A 19,118-nucleotide genomic window follows, 5' to 3' on the forward strand; every position below is an offset into this window, starting at 1 on the left:
GGACCTTTACGGAAATGGCGATTCGTCTCTAATCCGGCGATGGAACAGATTCTCCACAAAGACGCATAGAGGATATCACTGGCAAGAAGCCGCAGCTTCGGCACCCTTGCCGGCCATCTTATTGAAGCGGTCTCCCCCAGTCGAAATCAATGATGACAAAGCGTAACCAGTGGCGTTTAGTTAGCGTTTAAGTCTGAGAAGCCGTAGTTGGGGGTGTCCAATGCTCCCTCTATCTACGATAGTAAATCGTGCTTCCTGCACAGGGCGGGTTACCTGTTTCGGATCGAGAGAAACCTCTGCGTTTCAAGAGTTCTTGCGTACAAGATTTATCATCATGGTGGCGCACAGACGTTTAAAATTATTGTGGGCGGCGGCCGAAGAATTCCCAAATATAAGGTGGGGAAAGCGAGATATAGCACTTCTTGATTGTCCATAGATGCCTGCCTCAAATCAGGAAACGTGGCCAACTCGCTACGTCTGTTTGCAGCGTTGCTTTGGCACTGAGGTGCATACAGAGAGTAATGCAGCTTGTTCTCCAAGCGACGAGTTGAAACCACTTCTGATCGTGAAGCACTCATTTAGAGCAGATATTATCCTAGTCCCCTGTCTCAAACATAAGCCGCGTAGAGCCGAGCTGCGAGCGGGATAAGTCAAAACGCTTCATCGATTGTGCAGCGTTTGACCCAAAGTATTTTTTACCTGAGAAAATCATTGATGAGTTTTGCAGCTTTTTCCGGCTGTTCCCAGAACATGTTGTGACCCGCCCCCTCGAAGATCTCATATCTTGCCGTGGGGTATGCGACCTTCAACGTCTTCTGATGGCTGGCGTCGAAGAGCTGGTCCTGGTCCCCCCATAAGATCATAATGGGAGCTTTGATTAACTGCGAAACTTTTGAGAGATCTCCCAGGGATGTTCCCCACAACACTCCCTTCCACACGTGCATAGGCACCTTCGCGCTTTCTTCACGCTCCAGCTTGATGAAGGTTCCATCGACTGGGTTGGGATTCCAATACCAATCCATCATGAATTTACCGTTTTGATCGATGGGAGGCGTGAGCGGCATGATGTTATCCCAAAGCCAAGTACCCGGCCCGCCGCCTGTATTCACTGTCGAGGAAATCAGTACGATGTTGTCAACAGTGTTTGGATGTTGGGCAGAGAGGACTTGGGTGGTGATTGACCCCAGCGAGTGACCGACGACATCAGCCTTCTCGATTTTCATTGCGTTGAGGAACAGATAAACGTCATTAGCCAGGTCCGTATAGGCGTAGCAGCACTCAGGCGCACTTGATTTGCCATGCCCGCGCAGATCGATGGCGTAGATGTGGTGCCCGACGAGATAGGGGGTTAACAGCGACCAGCTGCGGCTGTTGTCGGTGTAGCCATGGATGAGTAGGAGCGGTTTTCCATTGGTATCTCCCATCTCTGAATAAGCAATCGTTATCCCGTTTGGTAGACTGACAGACTTCTTGGCCGCCGACCACTCTGACTGGGTCGGCACTGCTATCTGGGCCGCCGACAATTGTACGGGAGAGGCCAGCAGCCCAAATGAGATTCCAGCGCTCATGAGATGATTCTTCATGTAATTTCCCCTCGCAAGTTGTTCTGTCCGTCCAGACATACTATTGACCACGTGGACAGTATTTTTACCACGGATCAAAATGTCAACGTGCATTTCAGAGGAGTACCGAATGGCACTTGCCAAAATTCGTGATATCAGAAGACAGGAATTAAGGCGTGCAGCCGTGGTGGTCATGCAGCGCGAAGGGGTTCCCGGAACGACCTTGGAGAAAGTTGCGCAAGAGGCTGGAGCATCAAAAGGAATCGTCCTGCATTATTTCCGTAATAAGAAGCATCTGTTCGAAGAAGCGATGCGCGAAGCGAATTCTGACCTTCGTGAGCATGTTGTAAAGAAGCTGAACGCAGCAAACACCCCATTTGAACGTGTCTGGGCGGTCATTGAAGCGAACTTGGGAGAGCATATCTACAAGCCACCCCAAGGGCATGCATGGCTATCTCTCTGTGCTGAAGTTCCCCGCGAACCGCAGTTGGCACGCCTTCAGAAAGTTTTCCATTCCCGAATGCATTCAAACCTGATGTCGGGACTGCTTTTGCTGTTGCCCAAGCAGGAAGCCCAGGAGGCTGCGCTTTCAATCTCGGCATTAATTGATGGGCTATGGGTGAGACTGGGTATCGGCGATCAAGCACTAAATTCGGCAATTGCTCTTAAATTGGCTCGTGACTTCTTAAAAGGGGCACTGCCTAATGAAACCTCTTTAACTTAAATACGAAGGAATAAAGCTGCTTCGATCATGTTGAACAGCTCGGAGGACATGGCGTAAGCGATGTCGGTACTGCAGCCGCCCGGAGATCTCATCGGATCCTGTTTCAATTAGTTACAATAACCGATGACTCTGCTTTGTTCATCCATGGAAGCTTAACGTAATCTTTCGCTTGTGCTAGGCCTGCTGGGTTGTAAAAGAGCGCTTCGCTGCTCAATTTGCGTGACTGATAGGGACAAAATAGCTCTCTTACGAAAGTAACTCTACTTATGAACAAGGCATCACCATTGCGAAAGCAGCAGCAACGCGGGTTGGACAGTGCGCGTAAATTGTTGGAAGCTGCCACATTCCTTTTTGTTGAAAAAGGCTTCGATGAAACCACTATTGATGAGATCGTTTTACGCGCAGGTAGCGCCAAGGGAACATTCTATCATCACTATGAATCCAAAGCCGCGCTGCTCGTGGCGCTGCGCGAGAAAGTTATCGACCATTTCCAGGAACATATAGATCAAGCCTTATCCAACTGCCCAGATGATGCTCTCGAACTTAAATTGGAAACTTGGGTGAGTGCAGCATGCGATGCCTACGCCCGCATCGGAACATTGCATGATATCGTATTCGGAAACTGTGGTTCACGCTGGACTGTAAGCGATGAAATCTTCATGAAAGGCCTTGCGGCCCTCTTGGAAGAGGGCCACCGTAAAAAGATCTGGACTGCGGAGGTTCCTGATGTGACTGCTACCTACATCTTCAGAGGAATGCTTGGCATAATCGATGATTTAATCGTAACATCCAAGACGGTTACCACAGTCGGAGAAGAAATGTCTGTATTGGCGCGTCGTACCGTTGGACTGTAGCAGTTTGACATTTTATTGTATATTTCCTGATCAGAAGTTTTGGCCAGCTTTACTGGCGTTTTCCATGCTCAACTTTTTCGCCCGGTCCAACTCATCTCCCTGCAGAACGTCCGCCCAGTCCATCAGAACTAGTTGAAAGTCAGTGATGCCAAGGAATTCAAACTGCTTTCTCACATAACGCTCAGCCATCTCAAAAGGCTCCCATTTCCCTTCAGAATAGCCTCCTCCTCTGGACGAAATCAAAACGGCTTTCTTTCCTTTGCCTCCGAGCATTCCAACAGCACCGGTAGCCGTATAATAGAATGTCAAACCTTGGACATTTGCATAATCGAGATACGCGCTAAGAATTGCCGGAACCGTCAAGTTCCACATTGGTGCCGCGATAATATATCTGTCAGCCTCCACAAACTGTTTTGTATAGTGGACAAAGTCTATCTTTTCAGGATCCTTCGAAAACATCTGGTTTAGATTATCAAGATCAAGAAATCGAATATTCTCTTCGTAGAGATTTAGAGTAGAAATCTCGTCATATGGATTAACCGACTTATAGTTTTCAATGAAATTGTGCGCCATTTGAAGTGTAATGGAATTTTCCATCGGCTTCGGCGTAGAATTTATGAATAGAACTTTTTTCATAGACTTTTTATCAACGTCACTATTCTCAGACATTTGGACTCCTGATTGCTTATTACGCGTGCGTTGTCTCGTAGTATTTGAACCATGCGATCAAGTCCGAGCCTCGATGTATCGATCCCTTACGTTGTCTTGCCTGACCCTCATGCGGCATTTTTCCGACTGTCAGTCGGTTTTGTCAAGACAGTTATAATGCTACAAAGCAAATTGCGCTTTCTCAGTTCTAATATAGGGGCGTGATAGGAGGGCCGATCGGTGCAGTATCGGATGCCATTTGGAGTTTCGAGAGCTTTTCGTCTCAGGATTTTCAATGAGCTTTTGGGGAGGTAGGCCTGACTTGCCAAACGAGTACTTCAAGCAATTTAAGGGGTGCAAGCATCGATCCCAAGAGAAGCGCGGGCTTGCGAAAGACATGATGTGATTGTTGAAAACGAGGTCACTTCAGATGCAAAGTGCGATAATGGGAGGCAGCAGTTTGAGAATTCCAGAAAAATTTCATGTCTTCGAAACAGACAACTGGTTCGTGAACCACAGAATTAACTCAGCCTTGCCAGGTTATCTTATGGTCAGCCCAAAGATCTTTACCAATGAACTTTCCAAGCTATCGGATACCGCCCTCGCAGAACTTGGTCCATTGTTGGCAAAATTGCAGAATGTGCTCGAACATTTATTGGGAGCGCAACGCGTGTATATCGGTCGATATGGCCACACCGAGGGTCATATGATCCACTTTCACGTCATACCCATTTGCGCGTGGGTCGAAGCGCTTTTTTGGCATGACGATCGATACCGTCTTCTTGAGAGTTTCGCACAGGGACCCGGAGAAACTGCAACGGACGGCGCCGAACTGACATTATTTGTTTGGCGAGAGTTTTGCGAGCGAACTATCCCACCACCTGTTGACGGTCCAACAGTTGAACAAACTATCAATGTCTTAAGGGAAGGCATGCGCGTCGCTTGACCGACGCGAATGCAGTCCGATCAATGGCTACTGCGAAGGATCAACGTGGGTTGAAGAACGATGTGTTCGGCATTTACGCGGCCAGCTATCCGGCTGAGGATGGTATGTGCAGACGCTTTGCCCTGTTCCACACCGAGTTGATCTACACTCGTCAAATCAAAGAGCGAGAGTGAGGCAAGGGAGGAGTTATCGTATCCGATCACGGCGAGGTCCTCCGGAACGGATATTTTGGCGTTTCGCACCGCGTCGATCATCGGAATAGCATCAAGATCCGACCAACAAAAGATAGCGCGCGGGCGTTCGTCGCCTGAAACGAATTTCTTAAGAGTACGCACACGATCCTGTTGTTCACTGGGCATATAAATGATGCGCGTGTATCGATTGAGGCCCAACCCTTCCATCGCGGCTTTGTAACCGATTTCTCGCATGGTTACGATGTTGGCATCATTCGTGTCAGGCTGAGGCATGCTGAGCATGGAAATGTCTCGGTATCCACGCTTGGCAAGCGCGAAGACCGCGAGTTCTGCGCCCTTGGCGTCGTCGCAGTTTACCGTGTCAAATGATCCTGCTGACGGCTGATGATGACCGATGACCACCATTGGAATTTGCTGCGCGAAATGGTCGAGAACTTCATCTGGCAATCTCGGTGCAATGAGAATGACACCGTCCAGACGGAGATCGATCATGGATTCGATCATTCCCGATTCGAGCGGCTGCTTGTAGCGACCCATTGCCATCACAACTTTATACCCGCCACTCTCGGCCACCGATGAGATGCCGCGGACGATTTCGGATACGAGGGGATTTTCGATGCCACCTAGAAGTACACCAAACGTAAAAGTCTTCCCACGCATGCCCCTTGCTGCAACCGAGGGGCGATAACCGAGCCGCGCGATCGAAGCTTCGACTTTTTGCCGCAGAGCGTCCGATACCCCATATGCATTGTTGAGGACTTTCGAAACAGCTGCTCGGGAAACACCAGCGTCGTCAGCAACGGCAGAGATTGTGGCTCGCTGTTTCAGTTTCTGTCTACTCATGTCGACCATCATTACAATTATTTGATCGTAGAAAAAAAAATGTTGCGGTGCAAATGGTTTTGTAGAATGATCTACGTAGATCGATACACACTATCGAGCTGCGACAGTGAAGACTGTCGCCCAAGGGAGGGCTCCATCGCTATGTCCATTTTAAAGGAGCGCTCTCCTTGCGCTCAAGCGCGCCCGATCGCGCGTCAGTTTTCAGCGAGCATGATTTCCCCACGCTGCGATCAGGGGCAGGGGACGCAGGCTTCTTTCGTTGCGAAGGAGTTCCATTTATATGCGGTTGGAAGATCCGCGCAGCTCTTCATATCTGCTCTGGGTCTTTACCGCGCTTTTGTGAACGGAGAACGTGTGGGGTCCGACCTCCTCACTCCAGGATGGACCTGTTATGATCATCGAATAGCGTATCAGGTGTACGACATCGGGTCGCTGCTGAAGGTTGGCCGAAATCGCGTTGAGATCTGGCTCGCGGATGGTTGGTTCAGAAGCCAGATGATGTGGGTCGAAAAGCCCATCTTCAATTGCTGGGGTGATCGGATCGGCGCGATTGCAGAGATCTCAATTGACGGTAAGACAATTGTTCAGACGGACTCTGACTGGGTCTCAGGGCTCTTGCCTGTCCTGAAGTCTGGAATCTATTGGGGCGAAGATTATGATGCTCGAGTCCATCCCGTCGATAGCGGTGGCGTCGACCTGATCGAATTTGATCGGGGATTGCTGGTCGCTCACGAGGCTGGCCCGGTCAAGGAGTTAGCACCGCTCCTGCCGATAAGGCGCTGGCACGACGATATCGCGCGGGAGATTGTTGATTTCGGCCAAAACGCGGCCGGATATGTGCGTTTCACAGTCGAGGGCGAGCAAGGTGCCTCGATTGTGGTCGAACACTCGGAGGTCTTGGGTCCGAACGATGTCTTCGACAATCGCAACTATCGCTCAGCACGGGCAAAAGTAAGCTACGTCCTGAGCGGTAAGGGGGCAGAGACGTTCGCGCCGATGTTCACTTTCATGGGTTTCCGATACGCGCGCATAAGCGTCGCCGGAAAAGCTAAGCTCAAATGCATCGAGATGGTTCCGATTTCGTCCTTGCCGGAGACCGCCGGGGGCGTCAGCACTAAGCTTGATGTCGTCAATCGTCTCGTGCTGAATACTATATGGTCTCAGCGGGCGAATTTCATCGAAATCCCGACCGACTGTCCGCAACGCGACGAGCGCATGGGGTGGACTGGAGATGCGCAGGTCTTTGCCAACACCGCATGCTGGCTCGCAGACTGCCAGGGCTTTTTTCGGAAATATCTTCGCGATGTCATGGCGGATCAACGGTCAAATGGAGCAATCGCGCATTTTTCACCTGATCCCACGAGGCTTCATCCCATACCGGGGCGGGGCGACTGGTCTGGCTCGACCGGCTGGGGTGATTGTATCACGGTAATTCCGTGGCAACTCTATCGCCATTATGGCGACGAACAGGTGCTGCGCGAAACCTTCCCCGCGATGGTCCGATGGCTCGACTATCTCTGGAGCATCTCAAACGGCCCAATCATTCGCCCGACAGCGGTTTGGGGCGGCCAGGGTTTCACGTTCGGAGATTGGCTTCAGCCGCTCGGTGACAATCGAAAGCCGCGTCCCACGATCAGTGATGACTGCGCCGCAACTCTCTATCATTTTATCTCGACGGACCTGGCTGCCAAAATCGCGGACGTGATCGGACAGCATGATGAAGCGGAACGTCTTGGAGCTCGTGCCACGACGATAAGGGGAGCCTTTCAATCTGAGTACTTCTCCGCGTCGGGCCGTATTGCTCACAACGATATGACGTCCTGGGCCCTGGCGTTCGAATACGGCCTCGTCCCTTTAGAACACATAGCCGCGGGCAAGGAATACTTCCGTAAGACCGTGGAAGACGCTGGCGGGGTGATCGGGACCGGTTTCATCGGAACGCCGGCGCTTTTGCCCGCTCTCACCAAGTTGGGGATGGGGGATCTGGCGGAGAAATTGTTCTTGAACCGCCGTGTCCCCGGTTGGCTCTATCAAGTGGAACGCGGCGCGACGTCGATCTGGGAGCGCTGGGATTCGATCGGTGCGGACGGAACGATCTACTCGCCTGAAATGAATAGCTACAACCACTACGCCTATGGCGCCGTCTGCCAGTGGTTGTTCGAGCAGGTAGGCGGTATCCAGCCGTCATCGGACCATCCGGGTTTCGAGGAGGTGATCATCGATCCTTTCGTAATGCCGGCGCTCGGTCCGTTCTCAATATGGCATGATTGCCGGTTTGGCCGGATCGAAGCCAAGTGGTCTGTCGAAGGGGGAAGGGTTCGATATGATCTTCGCCTGCCCGACGGAACACGCGGACGCTTTGTGAAAAGCCGCCAGCGAATGGACGTGGTTATCAATGGGAGGCGAACTGAACTCGAGCGGGAAGGACTGCTTCTTAACGCGGGAGATCACCGGATCGAGTTTTCGGTTCACGAAAACGCACTCGTCTGAAAGCACGATTTCAAACCACTAAGAGGAGGATGACAATGAACAGGATGATTTTCGGGGCATTCGCAGGCGTGGGTCTGCTGCTGGCTCCAACCGCAAACGCGGCCACACTCACCGTACTCGTTGATTCCAATACGGAATCCGTCAACGCCATGCAGGCCTTGACGGAAGCCTATTCTCAGGCGCATCCGGATGTCACGTTTGATTTGGAGACCCGTCCAGGAGGAAGTGAAGGCGACAACATCATCAAGACCCGCCTAGCGATCGGAGAGATGGCGGACATCTTCAACTACAATGCCGGTTCGCTCTTCCTGAATCTGAAGCCGATTCAGACCCTTGCCGATCTGAGTGACCTCCCGTCGCAGTCAACCATCAAACCCGTCTTCAAGCCCGGCGTTACCAGCGTCGACGGCAAGGTAAGAGGTGTCCCATTCGGCGCCGCTCGTGGCGGCGGCATCTTCTACAATAAGAAAATTTATGCGGATATTGGACTGCAAGTGCCTGTAACCTGGCAACAGTTCATGGAGAACAACAAGAAAATCAAAGAAGCGGGTTTCGTCCCTGTGGTGCAGACCTACGGGACGTCATGGACGTCGCAGGTGCTCTTTCTTGGTGACTTCTTCAATATTCAGGCCAAACAGCCCGATTTCGCGAAGCTCTATACCGAAAATAAGGCCAAGTACGCCACCGATCCAGTAGCCTTTAGAAGTTTTGAGAAGCTCGAGGAGATCGCAAAGGCCGATTATCTCAACAAGGACTACGGCGCGGCGACGATCGACGACGGTCTGCGGATGATCGCTGACGCCAAGGGAGCCCATTACCCGATGCTCTCGCATGGCATCCGGGCACTGTTGAAAGATGATCCGAAAGCGGCTGAATCAATCGGTTACTTCGCCGTTCCCGGAGACGACGATGAGCACAACGGTCTAACAGCTTGGCTTCCGCCCGCGCTTTATGTTCCGGCCGCCAGTCCCAACTTGGAGGCTGCGAAACAATTCGTAGATTGGGCGGCGAGCGTCAATGGCTGCGAAACAATGATCAAAGCGATCGGCGCATCGGGACCATACATGATCGATGGATGCGCTCTTCCCACAAATCTTCCGTCTCCAGTCGCGGACATGATCCCCTACTTCCAGACCGAGGGGCGGACGGCACCCGCGCTCGAATTTCTTTCGCCGGTGAAGGGGCCGGCACTTGAGCAGATCACCGTCGAGATCGGTTCGGGCATCAAGACCGCAAAGCAGGGCGCAGCACTCTACGATGCGGATGTGGGAAAACAGGCAAAACAGCTCGGCCTTCCCAACTGGTAAGCACTGATCCGAAGCCGCTCCCTGGGGGGCGGCTCCTCTATGGAGGCATATATGAGAAAACCGAAATCTGCATATCCCTACTGGTTCGTGCTGCCGGGCGCCGTGATCTTCACAGTACTATTTCTGGCTCCGACTGTGGCGTCCTTCTGGTTTGCGTTCACACGATGGGATTTGTACTCAGCGCAATTCATCGGACTCGATAACTTCGTGCAATTCTTCAAGGAGCCTTTTCTCGTACAAGGCCTCTGGAATACCCTGATCTACGCATTCTTGACGTCGGGAACGAAGAGCATATTTGGATTGCTGCTCGCAGTCTTGCTGACATCGGGAATCTGGGCCCAGGGCTTCCTCCGCACCGTGGTTTTCTTCCCGGTACTGGTCTCGACGATCGGCATCGGGATCACTTTCGCAGCCCTGATGCATCCTACAAAAGGCCTTATCAATGTCGGTCTGGATCAGATCGGAATTGCGGGACCAGGCTGGCTCACGAGTGCTTCACTTGCACTCTATTCGATCGCCTTCGTTGACCTCTGGAAAGGAGTCGGGCTGGCGACACTGATCTACATTGCTGGCCTTTCTGCAATCAGTCCGGATTACTACGAAGCGGCACGGATCGACGGAGCAACGAGACTACAGCAGTTCTGGCGCGTTACAGTGCCACTCGTGCGGCCTGCAACGGTGACCGTCCTGACGTTATCTTTGATCGGGGGACTTCGAAGCTTCGATCTGATTTGGGCGATGACCAAGGGGGGGCCCGGTTTTTCGTCCGACGTGCTCGCGAGCGTCGTCTACAAACAGTACCAATCGGGTTTCTACGGTCTGTCTACAGCCGGCAACGTCATCCTATTTGTGCTGATCGCAATCATTATTGTGCCAATGACCTACCTGTTTAGCCGCCGGGAGGTTCATCAATGACACGTCGCCAACTCATGACCGGCCTGTTAGCCACGGCTATCGCTTCGATTATCTTCCTCCTGCCATTCATATTCATCTTCGTCACCGCAACGAAGAGCAGCCAGGAGGCATCCCTCCTCAACTTCTCGTTGCCTGGCGGATGGCACCTATGGGACAACTTCATCAAAGTCCTGCAGGCACGTAATTATATGCTTCTGCTCGCTTACCTAAACTCCACGATCATCACTGTCTGCGCTGTGGCCATCATGGTCCTGTGTGGTGCGATGATCGGCTACCTGCTGCAGCGTCGTAGCTCAAGATGGAACAAGATCATCTATGCCATGGTAATGGTGGGGCTGATCGTGCCGCCAGCCGTCGTTCCAACAATCTGGGTCCTTCAGGGTATCGGTCTGTTCAAGACGATCCATGGAATGATCCTCATCCAAGTCGCCTACGGTCTACCATTCTCGGTTCTGATGTACCGAAACTTTGTAGCGGCCATACCCCAGGACCTTGATGAGGCAGCCATCATCGACGGCGCAAAACCATTGCAGGTTTTCTTCAAGGTGATCCTGCCACTTCTCAAGCCTGCGACTGTGACGCTCATCGTCGTAAAGTCGATTGCTGTCTTCAATGACTTTACCCATCCACTCTACTATTTACCGGGTCGAGAAAACGTAACGGTCCAATTGACCCTGTACAACTTTCAGAGCCAGTTCGAGACCCAGTACAATCTCCTGTTTATGAACATCTTGCTCGTCACTATCCCCCCCCTGATCGTTTTCATATTCTTCAACAGACAGATCGTAGCCGGCATGACAGCAGGTGCAGTTAAAGGATAACGCCATGTCCAGTGTGACGCTAACGCAAATCAAAAAAAGCTTCGGTTCTGTCGATGTGATGAACAATATCGATCTGAGTATAGAAAAGGGCGAATTCTGTGTCTTCGTCGGGCCATCGGGCTGCGGGAAGTCCACACTCCTTCGGCTGATCGCTGGTCTGGAACTGGTGACTTCGGGAAAGATAGTGATCGGCGACCGTGACGTTACCCACGCCGAACCTTCGGCCAGAGGTATCGCCATGGTGTTTCAGAGCTACGCGCTCTATCCCCATCTGACTGTTCGCGAGAATATCGGATTCGGCTTGAGCCTTGCCAAACGGCCAAAGGCTGAAATCAAGGCGAAGGTAGAAGCGGCGGCCGAGGCACTCCAGCTTGGCCATTTGCTCGATCGCAAACCAAAGGCCCTTTCGGGTGGACAGCGCCAACGGGTTGCCATCGGTCGCGCCATTGTACGCAATCCTGCCGTGTTTCTTTTCGACGAGCCCCTTTCGAATTTGGACGCGGCTCTGAGAACCCAGATGCGTATGGAGTTGACGGATCTTCACCGTAAACTCGGCGCGACCATGATCTACGTCACCCACGACCAGGTGGAGGCTATGACAATGGCTGACAAGATCGTCGTTTTGAACGGAGGGCGAATAGAGCAGGTGGGTACGCCTATGGAGCTGTACAACAAGCCTGCCTCCCCATTCGTTGCCGGCTTTATCGGCAGCCCGAAAATGAACCTTATCGAAGGCTCCGCCGCCGAAGCGCTTGGCTGCAAGGTCTACGGGATAAGGCCCGAGCACCTTTGCCTTTCAACTACAGAAGGTCAGTGGGAAGCAAATGTAAGACATATCGAGCGGCTTGGTGCTGAGACCATTTTACATCTCGATACTGTCGTCATCGGACCTTTGATCGCCCGCGTAGCGGGGGAGGAAGTTCCGCCGGTCGGAACAAAGATTTTCGCCTCCGCGATAGAAGGACGGGAATTCAGGTTTTAATTCTCGCCTATCATCTGTCGCCAGTAGCAATCCCTGGCAGGCCACCATCACCTTCAAGGACACTGAAATACCTTAGGGTTGATCAGCGAACGGAGGTCTTCGCCGAACAAAGGAGAAGTTCAATGTCAGGTGAATACAACGGTCCTAGCACAGCCGAACCGCATTTCGTACGACACAAGCCACACATCGTCTCAGTTCGGGCAACCGGACGCTACAGAGGGCGTCCGCGAGCTCACACGAGACAGTCTTCGAGCGCATCAGCGCAGGCTTCGGCATCCAACCTGTCTAGGCAGCCACGGCCATGTCGGCACTCGACCGCGGCGTAGAGCCGTTCCAGAGCGACAAGATGCTTTCGCCTAGGCTCGATGCTCGTCTTGAGGACGTCGGATCAGATCGCGTGGGAACCCGCGATGAACGACGAACGCGAACTTTCCACACTCAGCGTTAAAAGCAACGGTTACAAAACCGCCTATCTGTTCCATAATTCTCATTTGCCCCGATAGGATTGGAACCGAAATACTGGTTCCATAATTTCCATTATGCTGCAAAATCGTGTAGCAGCAATTTAGTAATGAGACATATGGGCAAATTAGAGGTGCGACAGCGCCTCTGCCCTCCGATCCACACAAACTTCAGGAAAGGAAGGTTTGGCGTTTCATCCATCTGATTGATTGTGGAGCTGCCCTGCCTTGTCTTGTTACGATGTCCCAGAAAGAGTTTCACCGCCTGGAGGCGGTTCTAAAAGTCAGAGACGATCGGTTGAGCGTCAGCAATGCAGCCAGGTTGCTGTCGATCAGCCGCAGCCATATGCACCGCCTGCTTGCTGCTTACGATCGTGATGGTGAGGATGGGCTTGTGTCGAAGAAGCGCGGCCGGCCGAGCAACCGGCGTTATCCGGAAGCTTTTCGCAATGCGGTTCTGGATATCGTACGTGAGCACTATCATGATTTTGGCCCGACGCTTGCCTGCGAGAAGCTGGCCGAGCGTCACCGGATCGGGCTCAGCAAGGAGACCTTGCGGCAATGGATGACGCAGGCTGGTCTGTGGACGTCACGCCGGGAACGCAAGAAGCGCTTGCATCAGCCGCGCAATCGCCGTGAGTGCTTTGGCGAGCTGGTGCAGATTGATGGCTCGCACCATTGGTGGTTTGAAGATCGCGGTCCCAAATGCGCGCTTTTGGTTTTCATTGATGATGCGACGGGCAAACTGCTGCACTTACGCTTTGCCCGGTCGGAGAACACATTTGACTATTTCCATGCGACCAAGGCCTATCTCAAGGAATGGCGCAAGCCGCTGGCCTTTTACAGTGACAAGCATGGCATCTTCCGCACGACCCATGCTTCTGACCTGGACCGGACGAGCGGCTTCACCCAGTTTGGGCGAGCGCTTGCCGAGCTCAACATCGACATTATCTGCGCCAACAGTCCGCAGGCCAAGGGCCGGGTCGAGCGTGCCAATCTGACGCTGCAGGATCGCCTGGTCAAGGAATTGCGCCTGCACGATATCAGCACGATCGAGGCGGCGAACGCCTTTGTGCCTGGGTTTATGGCCGATTTCAATCAACGGTTTGGCAAGGGGCCGCGCAATCCGAAGGACCTGCATCGCCTCCTCGCCGCGCACGAGAACCTCGACGGCGCCATGTGCCGCAAGGAAATGCGCAAGCTGTCGCAGACCCTGACACTGCGCTACGACAAGGTGCTGTTCATCCTTGAGCCAACGGATGTTGCCAGGCGCCTGGCGGGTGAGAAGGTTATCGTGTGCGACTACCCGGATGGCCGGCTCGAGGTCATGCACGACGGGATCACCCTGCCCTACAGGACCTTCGACAAACTGCGCTCGGTGCAGCGGTCGGACGTTGTCGAGAACAAGCGTCTGGACGAGGTGCTGGCTTTCGTTTCCGAGATGCAATCCGGCCGTGCGCTCCAGCGCAGCCAGCACGGGCCACGCCGCCCGGGCCAGACGAACCACATGTTCGCCCTTCCTGACGGCAGCCAGAGCAATGGCTATCAGAAGCGCGGGCGCAAACCACGGACGGATTATATGAATGATCCTGCTGTCATTGCCCGGCGCGCGCAAGCCAAAGCGCGCATGAAGGCGACGGAATGACGGATGGGATCCGGCTGTCAAGCTGACGGATTGCTCGCAGCGATCCTATCCGCCGCCGTCCGGGCTGCGCAACACGAACCGGCTGCGCCCGGTCGGCTGCTGGCGGGGCTGTATTGCGAGAAGACGTGCTAGAAGCATTACTGGTAATAGAATATACGCTTGTTGCATTTCTACATTTCTAACAATGTCTCTTCTTTAAATTGCTTTGACAAATCGTATAGCCGGGTCGGCTCTTTATCAAGCAACACCATTGCAATAGCGCAAACTACGGCGCTTGGAATTCATATACTGTATACATATCCCTTTCCAATTCGCGGTACAGGCGTTAGACAGGAAGCAAATGAGGTAGGTGGCATGGAAAATACAGATGGACGAGGAGTCAAATGTACCTTTGACATAATTCCCAAAAGTGGCGGCCCTAGGATAGCCGCCCTACGCAGCTGTGTCATATATATTCTGTTCGCGATTTCGGATCGCAGAATTTTGAAGAACTCCACCTGCCCCTATCGACTTAGAAAGTATATACTGTATACAGATACCCCTTTTCCAATTCGCGGCATAGGCGTTACACTTGCCCGACCGTATTTCAGATGAAGGCTGCTTAATTGACCCGCAAAGCAACTGAGGTCGGCGGTATGGACAATACGGATGCGGTTCTACCCACAAAAAAGGACGAGGAGTCAAATGTACCTTTGACATAATTCCCCAAAACGCTGGCGCTGGTGGCCCGCAACACCAAAGGAGGTTTCGAAGTTGGACGGACAGTTTCAGTCTCTCATTGACGCACTTGATGTTACAAATGACGAGCGCACGGTCAGAAGCGCATTAAAAAGCTTCACGATTGGGTGTGGGTTCGAGCGCTTTGCCTATCTCCAGACTGCCGGAGGCGAAATCAAGACATTTAACTCCTATTTGCCTGAGTGGCAGGATATCTACTTCGCAAACCGATATTCGCGGGTCGATCCAGTCGTAACGACTGCAAAACGGCGAAAAACGCTGTTTGTCTGGTCAGCCGATCAGTGGCTTGCCCGGAATCAAGCGAAGGAACAGAAGCTGTTTCAATCTCAGGCCATCGACTTCGGTGTCCGTTCAGGCATCACTGTTCCAGTTGAGGGTAGCTTCGGATCGATTCTCATGCTTACCGTCGCATCGTCGCGATCACAGGTCGATGCTTTCGCGCTCGGGGACCATGCTGTGGCGGCACGGGCTGTCTTATATGTCCATCATCGGCTGCGGATGCTGGCAGCTCGCTCCTTCAGCACCCCAAAGATCCTTCTCTCTCCAAGAGAGCTTGTTTGCCTCAAATGGTCGGCCAAGGGCAAATATATGCCGGAAATTGCCGAGCTGACTAATACGCGACATCGGACGGTTCAATACTATCTCGACAATGCGCGCGCAAAACTCGAAGCGACAAACCTTACCCACGCCGTTGCGATTATGAAAGATCGCGGTCTTCTTGAGCCCGATTGACTTCTTCGGAGCGATCCTCCAGCACCTTCGGAATGTATCCCAATAAATCGAGAAGATCAGACAAGGCATCCTGTTGAGCTGCCGTCTTCTCCTGCCGGGAAAGACATTCTGCCTCAAGTCTTTCGATCTGATCCAACGGGATGTCCGGATCCACGCTGGCGCTCTCCCATTCTTCATAGACGACCTGATCCGATTCCAGCAGGCGTCGATGTTCCCGGATAGCTTCGATAACATAGGGTTCCAGTTCGACCTTGCTCATTGAAGCAAAGCGCATACGGTCGATCTTATCGTTTGATTCATCCGGAATTTCGAATTCACACATATTCCACCCAGCTTTATTTCGTTTCAAGGTCCACTCCCGCAAACAACGTTGTATTGGCGGAGGACCTGTAGTCTCTGAAGCACGTTACCAAATTGACATGACGTTTTCTTGAGGCGCATAGCATTCCCCTACGGTTGGCATCAGCATGAATCTAAATCTTTTCAAAGAGTTGAGCATACCAATGTTGCATAGAAAATGATCTGCGTAGCTTACAACTCCGCCCTTTCTAACCCTGTCGAATTGATAGAAGCTGTGCCGCATTCCCCCTATGTTTTCAGGTTTTTAGCCATTCCTCACCGCCTGATGGTCCGCCGCCAGTTAAGTTGTTAACGTTTCCGTCCCCGTTAGGAACAAGTTTGCAATTTGCGGAAAGCTGATACTTAGACAGCGGGCGGACCACAACTATTGTAGAGTATGCTATGTAGATGAATACACTGCAACACGCCTAACTCCGAATTATAAACATTCAAGAGATCTTCGCGTGGAATCTCAGAACACTGCGAAACGCCGGGGCTTTCGTGAGAGGAACTCGCGCACCGCCCGAGTGGCACGATAGCTACTTCGCAAACCGATATTCGCGGGTCGATCCAGTCGTAACTGCAAAACGGCGAAGGGCGCTGTTTGTCCGTTCAGGCGTCACTGTTCCAGTGGAGGGAAGCTTCGGCTCAATTCTCATACTTACCCTCGCATCGATCACACGTCGATGCTTTCGCACTCGTGGACCAATGGCGGAGAACGGGCGGTCTCTTATAAGTCCATCATCGACTACGGCCGCTGGCTGAGCGCTCCTTCAGCACTCCAGAGATCCTTCTCTCACCAAGAGCTTGTTGGCCTCAAATGAGCTGCCAATGGCAATTACATGCCGGAAATTGCCGAGTTGACGAATACGCAACATTGGACAGTCCAACACTATCTCGATAATGCGCGTACAAAACTCACCCACGCTGTTGCGATTGTGAAGCACCGCCGCCTTCTCGAACCTGATTGGCCTCATCGGCGCTATCCTCAGGAACAAGACATCTGTTAAGGTGCGTTGACGGAGGCCAACATGGCAAAGGGCTTTTGGTTGTTCTTTGCCAAAGCGTTATAGTCGTCGCGAGAGAGAAGCCGTTCGGCAAAGCAGCGCGTCGCAGCCGAAACGCGAATGACAGCACGGCACTAGACCAACACAGATGTGCATCAAGGTTGTTTCACGTACAAACCCATTCGCGAATATTGCATTTGGTACCGCCAACCTCACAAGCACTGATCGCAGCATCCTCGGCTTCACCACGATTTAAAGCAGATTTCGCGCTCCAGTTCGAAATCTTGGAGGTTTTTTCCTTTGCGACCGCCAGTGCCCCACAGTGAAGATATGGAAAGCCGGTATTGTCATCGTCGTCCCAATGGCGATGATTACGGAAGACTTCGACGACGACACAATCTTTACCGCCATCATTCTCGCAGTGCTTTATGGCGAGATCAGTAGCTTCTTGTCGCTTGTCCGCGCCCCAGAAGAAGCCATGGACACCGTCGGCCTCGGAATAGGCGATCGCCGCCCAGATGCCGCGCTCCTCGACGTCCGGAACCGGCACGTCGGGCACGATCAGGTCCGCAGCGGCCAGATAGGCCGTCGACAGCAGCAGCGATCCAATGACGCCCATGGCAAAACGAAATCTCATTCCTTGCCTCCATTTGTTCCGGCCGCAGAGGCGACGGAAATTACAACGCAGCTGGTTCCGCTGGGCAGCAGCATGGCATTGCCGCCATTGTTCGGCAGCTCATAGACACTGACCTGAGCGAGATTGTTGGTGAGCTTGCTGCCCTTCGGCAGCCGGGTGGGCATGTCTGCGCATGGCACGGGGAAAGGCGCTACCCGCACAATCGAGCCTTCGCAAGCGGAACCGGTCGGCGCCGCGACGACGACACCCGCCGCTATGCCAGTATATCCTTCGGTGGCGTAATTCATGCCGACAAGAGCCTGGACCGCATGCTGGTCCGGCGTCTCACTGTTCCAGATCGACTGGACCCCATATTGCGACCCGCCCGTCAGCAGCGCTCCAAGACCGGGGAAGACATTCGAACAGGCGAGCAGACCCGCCTGTTTCGCATGTTGCCGGAACGGCGAATCCGCAGCATCGGCGCCGGCCTCCGGCGTGTCGGCGACTGCAGGTTGCGATAGAAGGCCACTGATGACCCCATAGCTCGTCGCGCCGTAACCGGTGGCACCGACTATCCCGATTCCGAGCAGCGACAGCGCTATCGTTTTCCACCAGTTGCGTGGCGACCCCACATTAACCTCGCTTGGCGTATCGTTATTGTGTTCCCGAGACATTATTCTGTCATGGATCGATTGCTGGCTCATTCTGGATACCTCTTCAATTGATCGCTTCTACAGCCGCGGACAGACCGCTCAAGGGAGCGACGATACTGATCGTTTTTCCAGTTTTGGTCGTATAGGAAATGGTTGGAGAAGAGCTTTTGGAAATTTGTTCACGCATAATTGGACCAACCGGCAACATGCCGATGCAGACGGCTTGATTGCAACCGTCCAACCGAATCTTGACTGGTTCTTTTCGGCCTTGGAAAGCAACCGCTATTGGACTGTCCGAGTCTGCGATTGGTGCAGTCCGTACGATCATATACGGACTGCCTTCTTTCGTTGCAGCAAGTGACCAACTGAATGCAATCTGTCCCAATTGATTCTCAATGGTTTGCGTGACGTTACAGACCCTTTGGCGCGCCTTGACTTTCTCATCACAAACTAACGTCCAGTTCTCAAAAGGGCGTACGGTTCGTTGATAGTCGCCGAGTTTTACATCCGATGGTGGCACCACCTCCGACCGCTTGACTCGAAACCCGGTATTCACCTCCTGTCCCTCCGCCAATGGGCAAGACAGGATCGAAAGGGCAACCGAATATAGGAGCCAAAATGACGTATGCCGCGACATCATG

Annotated in this window: 19 protein-coding genes; 12 read left to right on the forward strand and 7 right to left on the reverse strand. The window is 52.8% G+C overall.

The genetic code is table 11. The features are described from left to right. Positions 1–695: 695 nt before the first annotated feature. Positions 696–1,583: an alpha/beta hydrolase gene (locus PMI41_RS02595; RefSeq protein WP_008121488.1), complete on the reverse strand. Its 888-nt coding sequence runs from the start codon at positions 1,581–1,583 to the stop codon at positions 696–698. A gap of 109 nt (positions 1,584–1,692) precedes the next feature. On the opposite strand from PMI41_RS02595, the gene betI reads away from it, so the two are divergent. Both betI and PMI41_RS02605 read left to right on the forward strand, forming a co-directional pair. Further along, a complete protein-coding gene (gene betI / locus PMI41_RS02600) occupies positions 1,693–2,286 on the forward strand; it encodes a transcriptional regulator BetI (protein ID WP_008121489.1) in 594 nt (197 codons plus the stop codon). A 308-nt stretch (positions 2,287–2,594) separates the two neighbouring features. Further along, a complete protein-coding gene (locus PMI41_RS02605) occupies positions 2,595–3,140 on the forward strand; it encodes a TetR/AcrR family transcriptional regulator (RefSeq protein WP_157179287.1) in 546 nt (181 codons plus the stop codon). Positions 3,141–3,170: 30 nt separating this feature from the next. Here the strand turns inward: PMI41_RS02605 and PMI41_RS02610 are convergent, their stop codons facing one another. Next, entirely contained in the window at positions 3,171–3,809 is a 639-nt protein-coding gene (locus PMI41_RS02610) for an NAD(P)H-dependent oxidoreductase (RefSeq protein ID WP_008121491.1), read from the reverse strand. 439 nt (positions 3,810–4,248) lie between these two features. Here PMI41_RS02610 and PMI41_RS02615 point away from each other — a divergent pair, with 439 nt between their 5' ends. After that, complete coding sequence (locus tag PMI41_RS02615) at positions 4,249–4,734, forward strand: HIT family protein (RefSeq protein WP_040853570.1); 486 nt, start codon at positions 4,249–4,251, stop codon at positions 4,732–4,734. A gap of 20 nt (positions 4,735–4,754) precedes the next feature. Here the strand turns inward: PMI41_RS02615 and PMI41_RS02620 are convergent, their stop codons facing one another. Then, the gene (locus PMI41_RS02620) at positions 4,755–5,771 is read right to left on the reverse strand and encodes a LacI family DNA-binding transcriptional regulator (RefSeq protein ID WP_040853571.1); all 1,017 of its coding nucleotides are present in this window, start codon (positions 5,769–5,771) and stop codon (positions 4,755–4,757) included. Positions 5,772–5,981: 210 nt separating this feature from the next. Here PMI41_RS02620 and PMI41_RS02625 point away from each other — a divergent pair, with 210 nt between their 5' ends. The 8 genes from PMI41_RS02625 to PMI41_RS02655 all read left to right on the forward strand — a co-directional run bounded on the left by PMI41_RS02625 (position 5,982) and on the right by PMI41_RS02655 (position 15,862). Next, positions 5,982–8,261 carry an alpha-L-rhamnosidase gene (locus PMI41_RS02625; protein ID WP_157179290.1) on the forward strand — a complete coding sequence of 760 codons (2,280 nt, stop codon included), beginning with the start codon at positions 5,982–5,984 and terminating at the stop codon, positions 8,259–8,261. A 29-nt stretch (positions 8,262–8,290) separates the two neighbouring features. Beyond that, positions 8,291–9,568, forward strand: coding sequence for an extracellular solute-binding protein (locus PMI41_RS02630; RefSeq protein ID WP_040853548.1), 1,278 nt, complete (start codon positions 8,291–8,293; stop codon positions 9,566–9,568). Positions 9,569–9,619: 51 nt separating this feature from the next. Then, positions 9,620–10,483, forward strand: a complete 864-nt coding sequence (locus PMI41_RS02635; RefSeq protein ID WP_008121496.1) for a sugar ABC transporter permease — start codon at positions 9,620–9,622, stop codon at positions 10,481–10,483. Beyond that, entirely contained in the window at positions 10,480–11,304 is an 825-nt protein-coding gene (locus PMI41_RS02640) for a carbohydrate ABC transporter permease (RefSeq protein ID WP_008121497.1), read from the forward strand. The genes PMI41_RS02635 and PMI41_RS02640 overlap by 4 nt, the downstream gene beginning before the upstream one ends. Before the next feature lie 4 nt (positions 11,305–11,308). Continuing rightward, a complete protein-coding gene (locus PMI41_RS02645) occupies positions 11,309–12,286 on the forward strand; it encodes an ATP-binding cassette domain-containing protein (RefSeq protein ID WP_008121499.1) in 978 nt (325 codons plus the stop codon). A gap of 301 nt (positions 12,287–12,587) precedes the next feature. Beyond that, the gene (locus tag PMI41_RS24925; protein WP_008121502.1) at positions 12,588–12,734 is read left to right on the forward strand and encodes a hypothetical protein; all 147 of its coding nucleotides are present in this window, start codon (positions 12,588–12,590) and stop codon (positions 12,732–12,734) included. 236 nt (positions 12,735–12,970) lie between these two features. Continuing rightward, entirely contained in the window at positions 12,971–14,392 is a 1,422-nt protein-coding gene (locus tag PMI41_RS02650; protein ID WP_040853551.1) for an ISNCY family transposase, read from the forward strand. 753 nt (positions 14,393–15,145) lie between these two features. Then, a complete protein-coding gene (locus PMI41_RS02655; RefSeq protein WP_008121509.1) occupies positions 15,146–15,862 on the forward strand; it encodes an autoinducer binding domain-containing protein in 717 nt (238 codons plus the stop codon). On the opposite strand, the gene PMI41_RS02660 is transcribed toward PMI41_RS02655, so the two are convergent. Then, a complete protein-coding gene (locus PMI41_RS02660) occupies positions 15,828–16,211 on the reverse strand; it encodes a Prokaryotic Transcriptional repressor TraM (protein WP_008121511.1) in 384 nt (127 codons plus the stop codon). The two genes, PMI41_RS02655 and PMI41_RS02660, sit on opposite strands and share 35 nt — an antisense overlap. A 491-nt stretch (positions 16,212–16,702) precedes the next feature. Here PMI41_RS02660 and PMI41_RS24525 point away from each other — a divergent pair, with 491 nt between their 5' ends. Further along, positions 16,703–16,966, forward strand: a complete 264-nt coding sequence (locus PMI41_RS24525; protein ID WP_244423894.1) for an autoinducer binding domain-containing protein — start codon at positions 16,703–16,705, stop codon at positions 16,964–16,966. Positions 16,967–17,374: 408 nt separating this feature from the next. On the opposite strand, the gene PMI41_RS02665 is transcribed toward PMI41_RS24525, so the two are convergent. From PMI41_RS02665 to PMI41_RS02675, 3 genes are read right to left on the reverse strand one after another with little or no spacing between them, the layout of a single operon-like run. Beyond that, a complete protein-coding gene (locus PMI41_RS02665; protein WP_008121515.1) occupies positions 17,375–17,845 on the reverse strand; it encodes a DUF4189 domain-containing protein in 471 nt (156 codons plus the stop codon). Continuing rightward, entirely contained in the window at positions 17,842–18,528 is a 687-nt protein-coding gene (locus PMI41_RS02670) for a hypothetical protein (RefSeq protein WP_008121518.1), read from the reverse strand. Before PMI41_RS02670 ends, PMI41_RS02665 begins: the two co-directional genes overlap by 4 nt. A 13-nt stretch (positions 18,529–18,541) precedes the next feature. After that, positions 18,542–19,114, reverse strand: coding sequence for an invasion associated locus B family protein (locus PMI41_RS02675; protein ID WP_008121519.1), 573 nt, complete (start codon positions 19,112–19,114; stop codon positions 18,542–18,544). Positions 19,115–19,118: the final 4 nt, after the last annotated feature.

Source organism: Phyllobacterium sp. YR531 (genome assembly GCF_000282595.1).
In the GTDB taxonomy this organism is placed as follows: domain Bacteria; phylum Pseudomonadota; class Alphaproteobacteria; order Rhizobiales; family Rhizobiaceae; genus Phyllobacterium.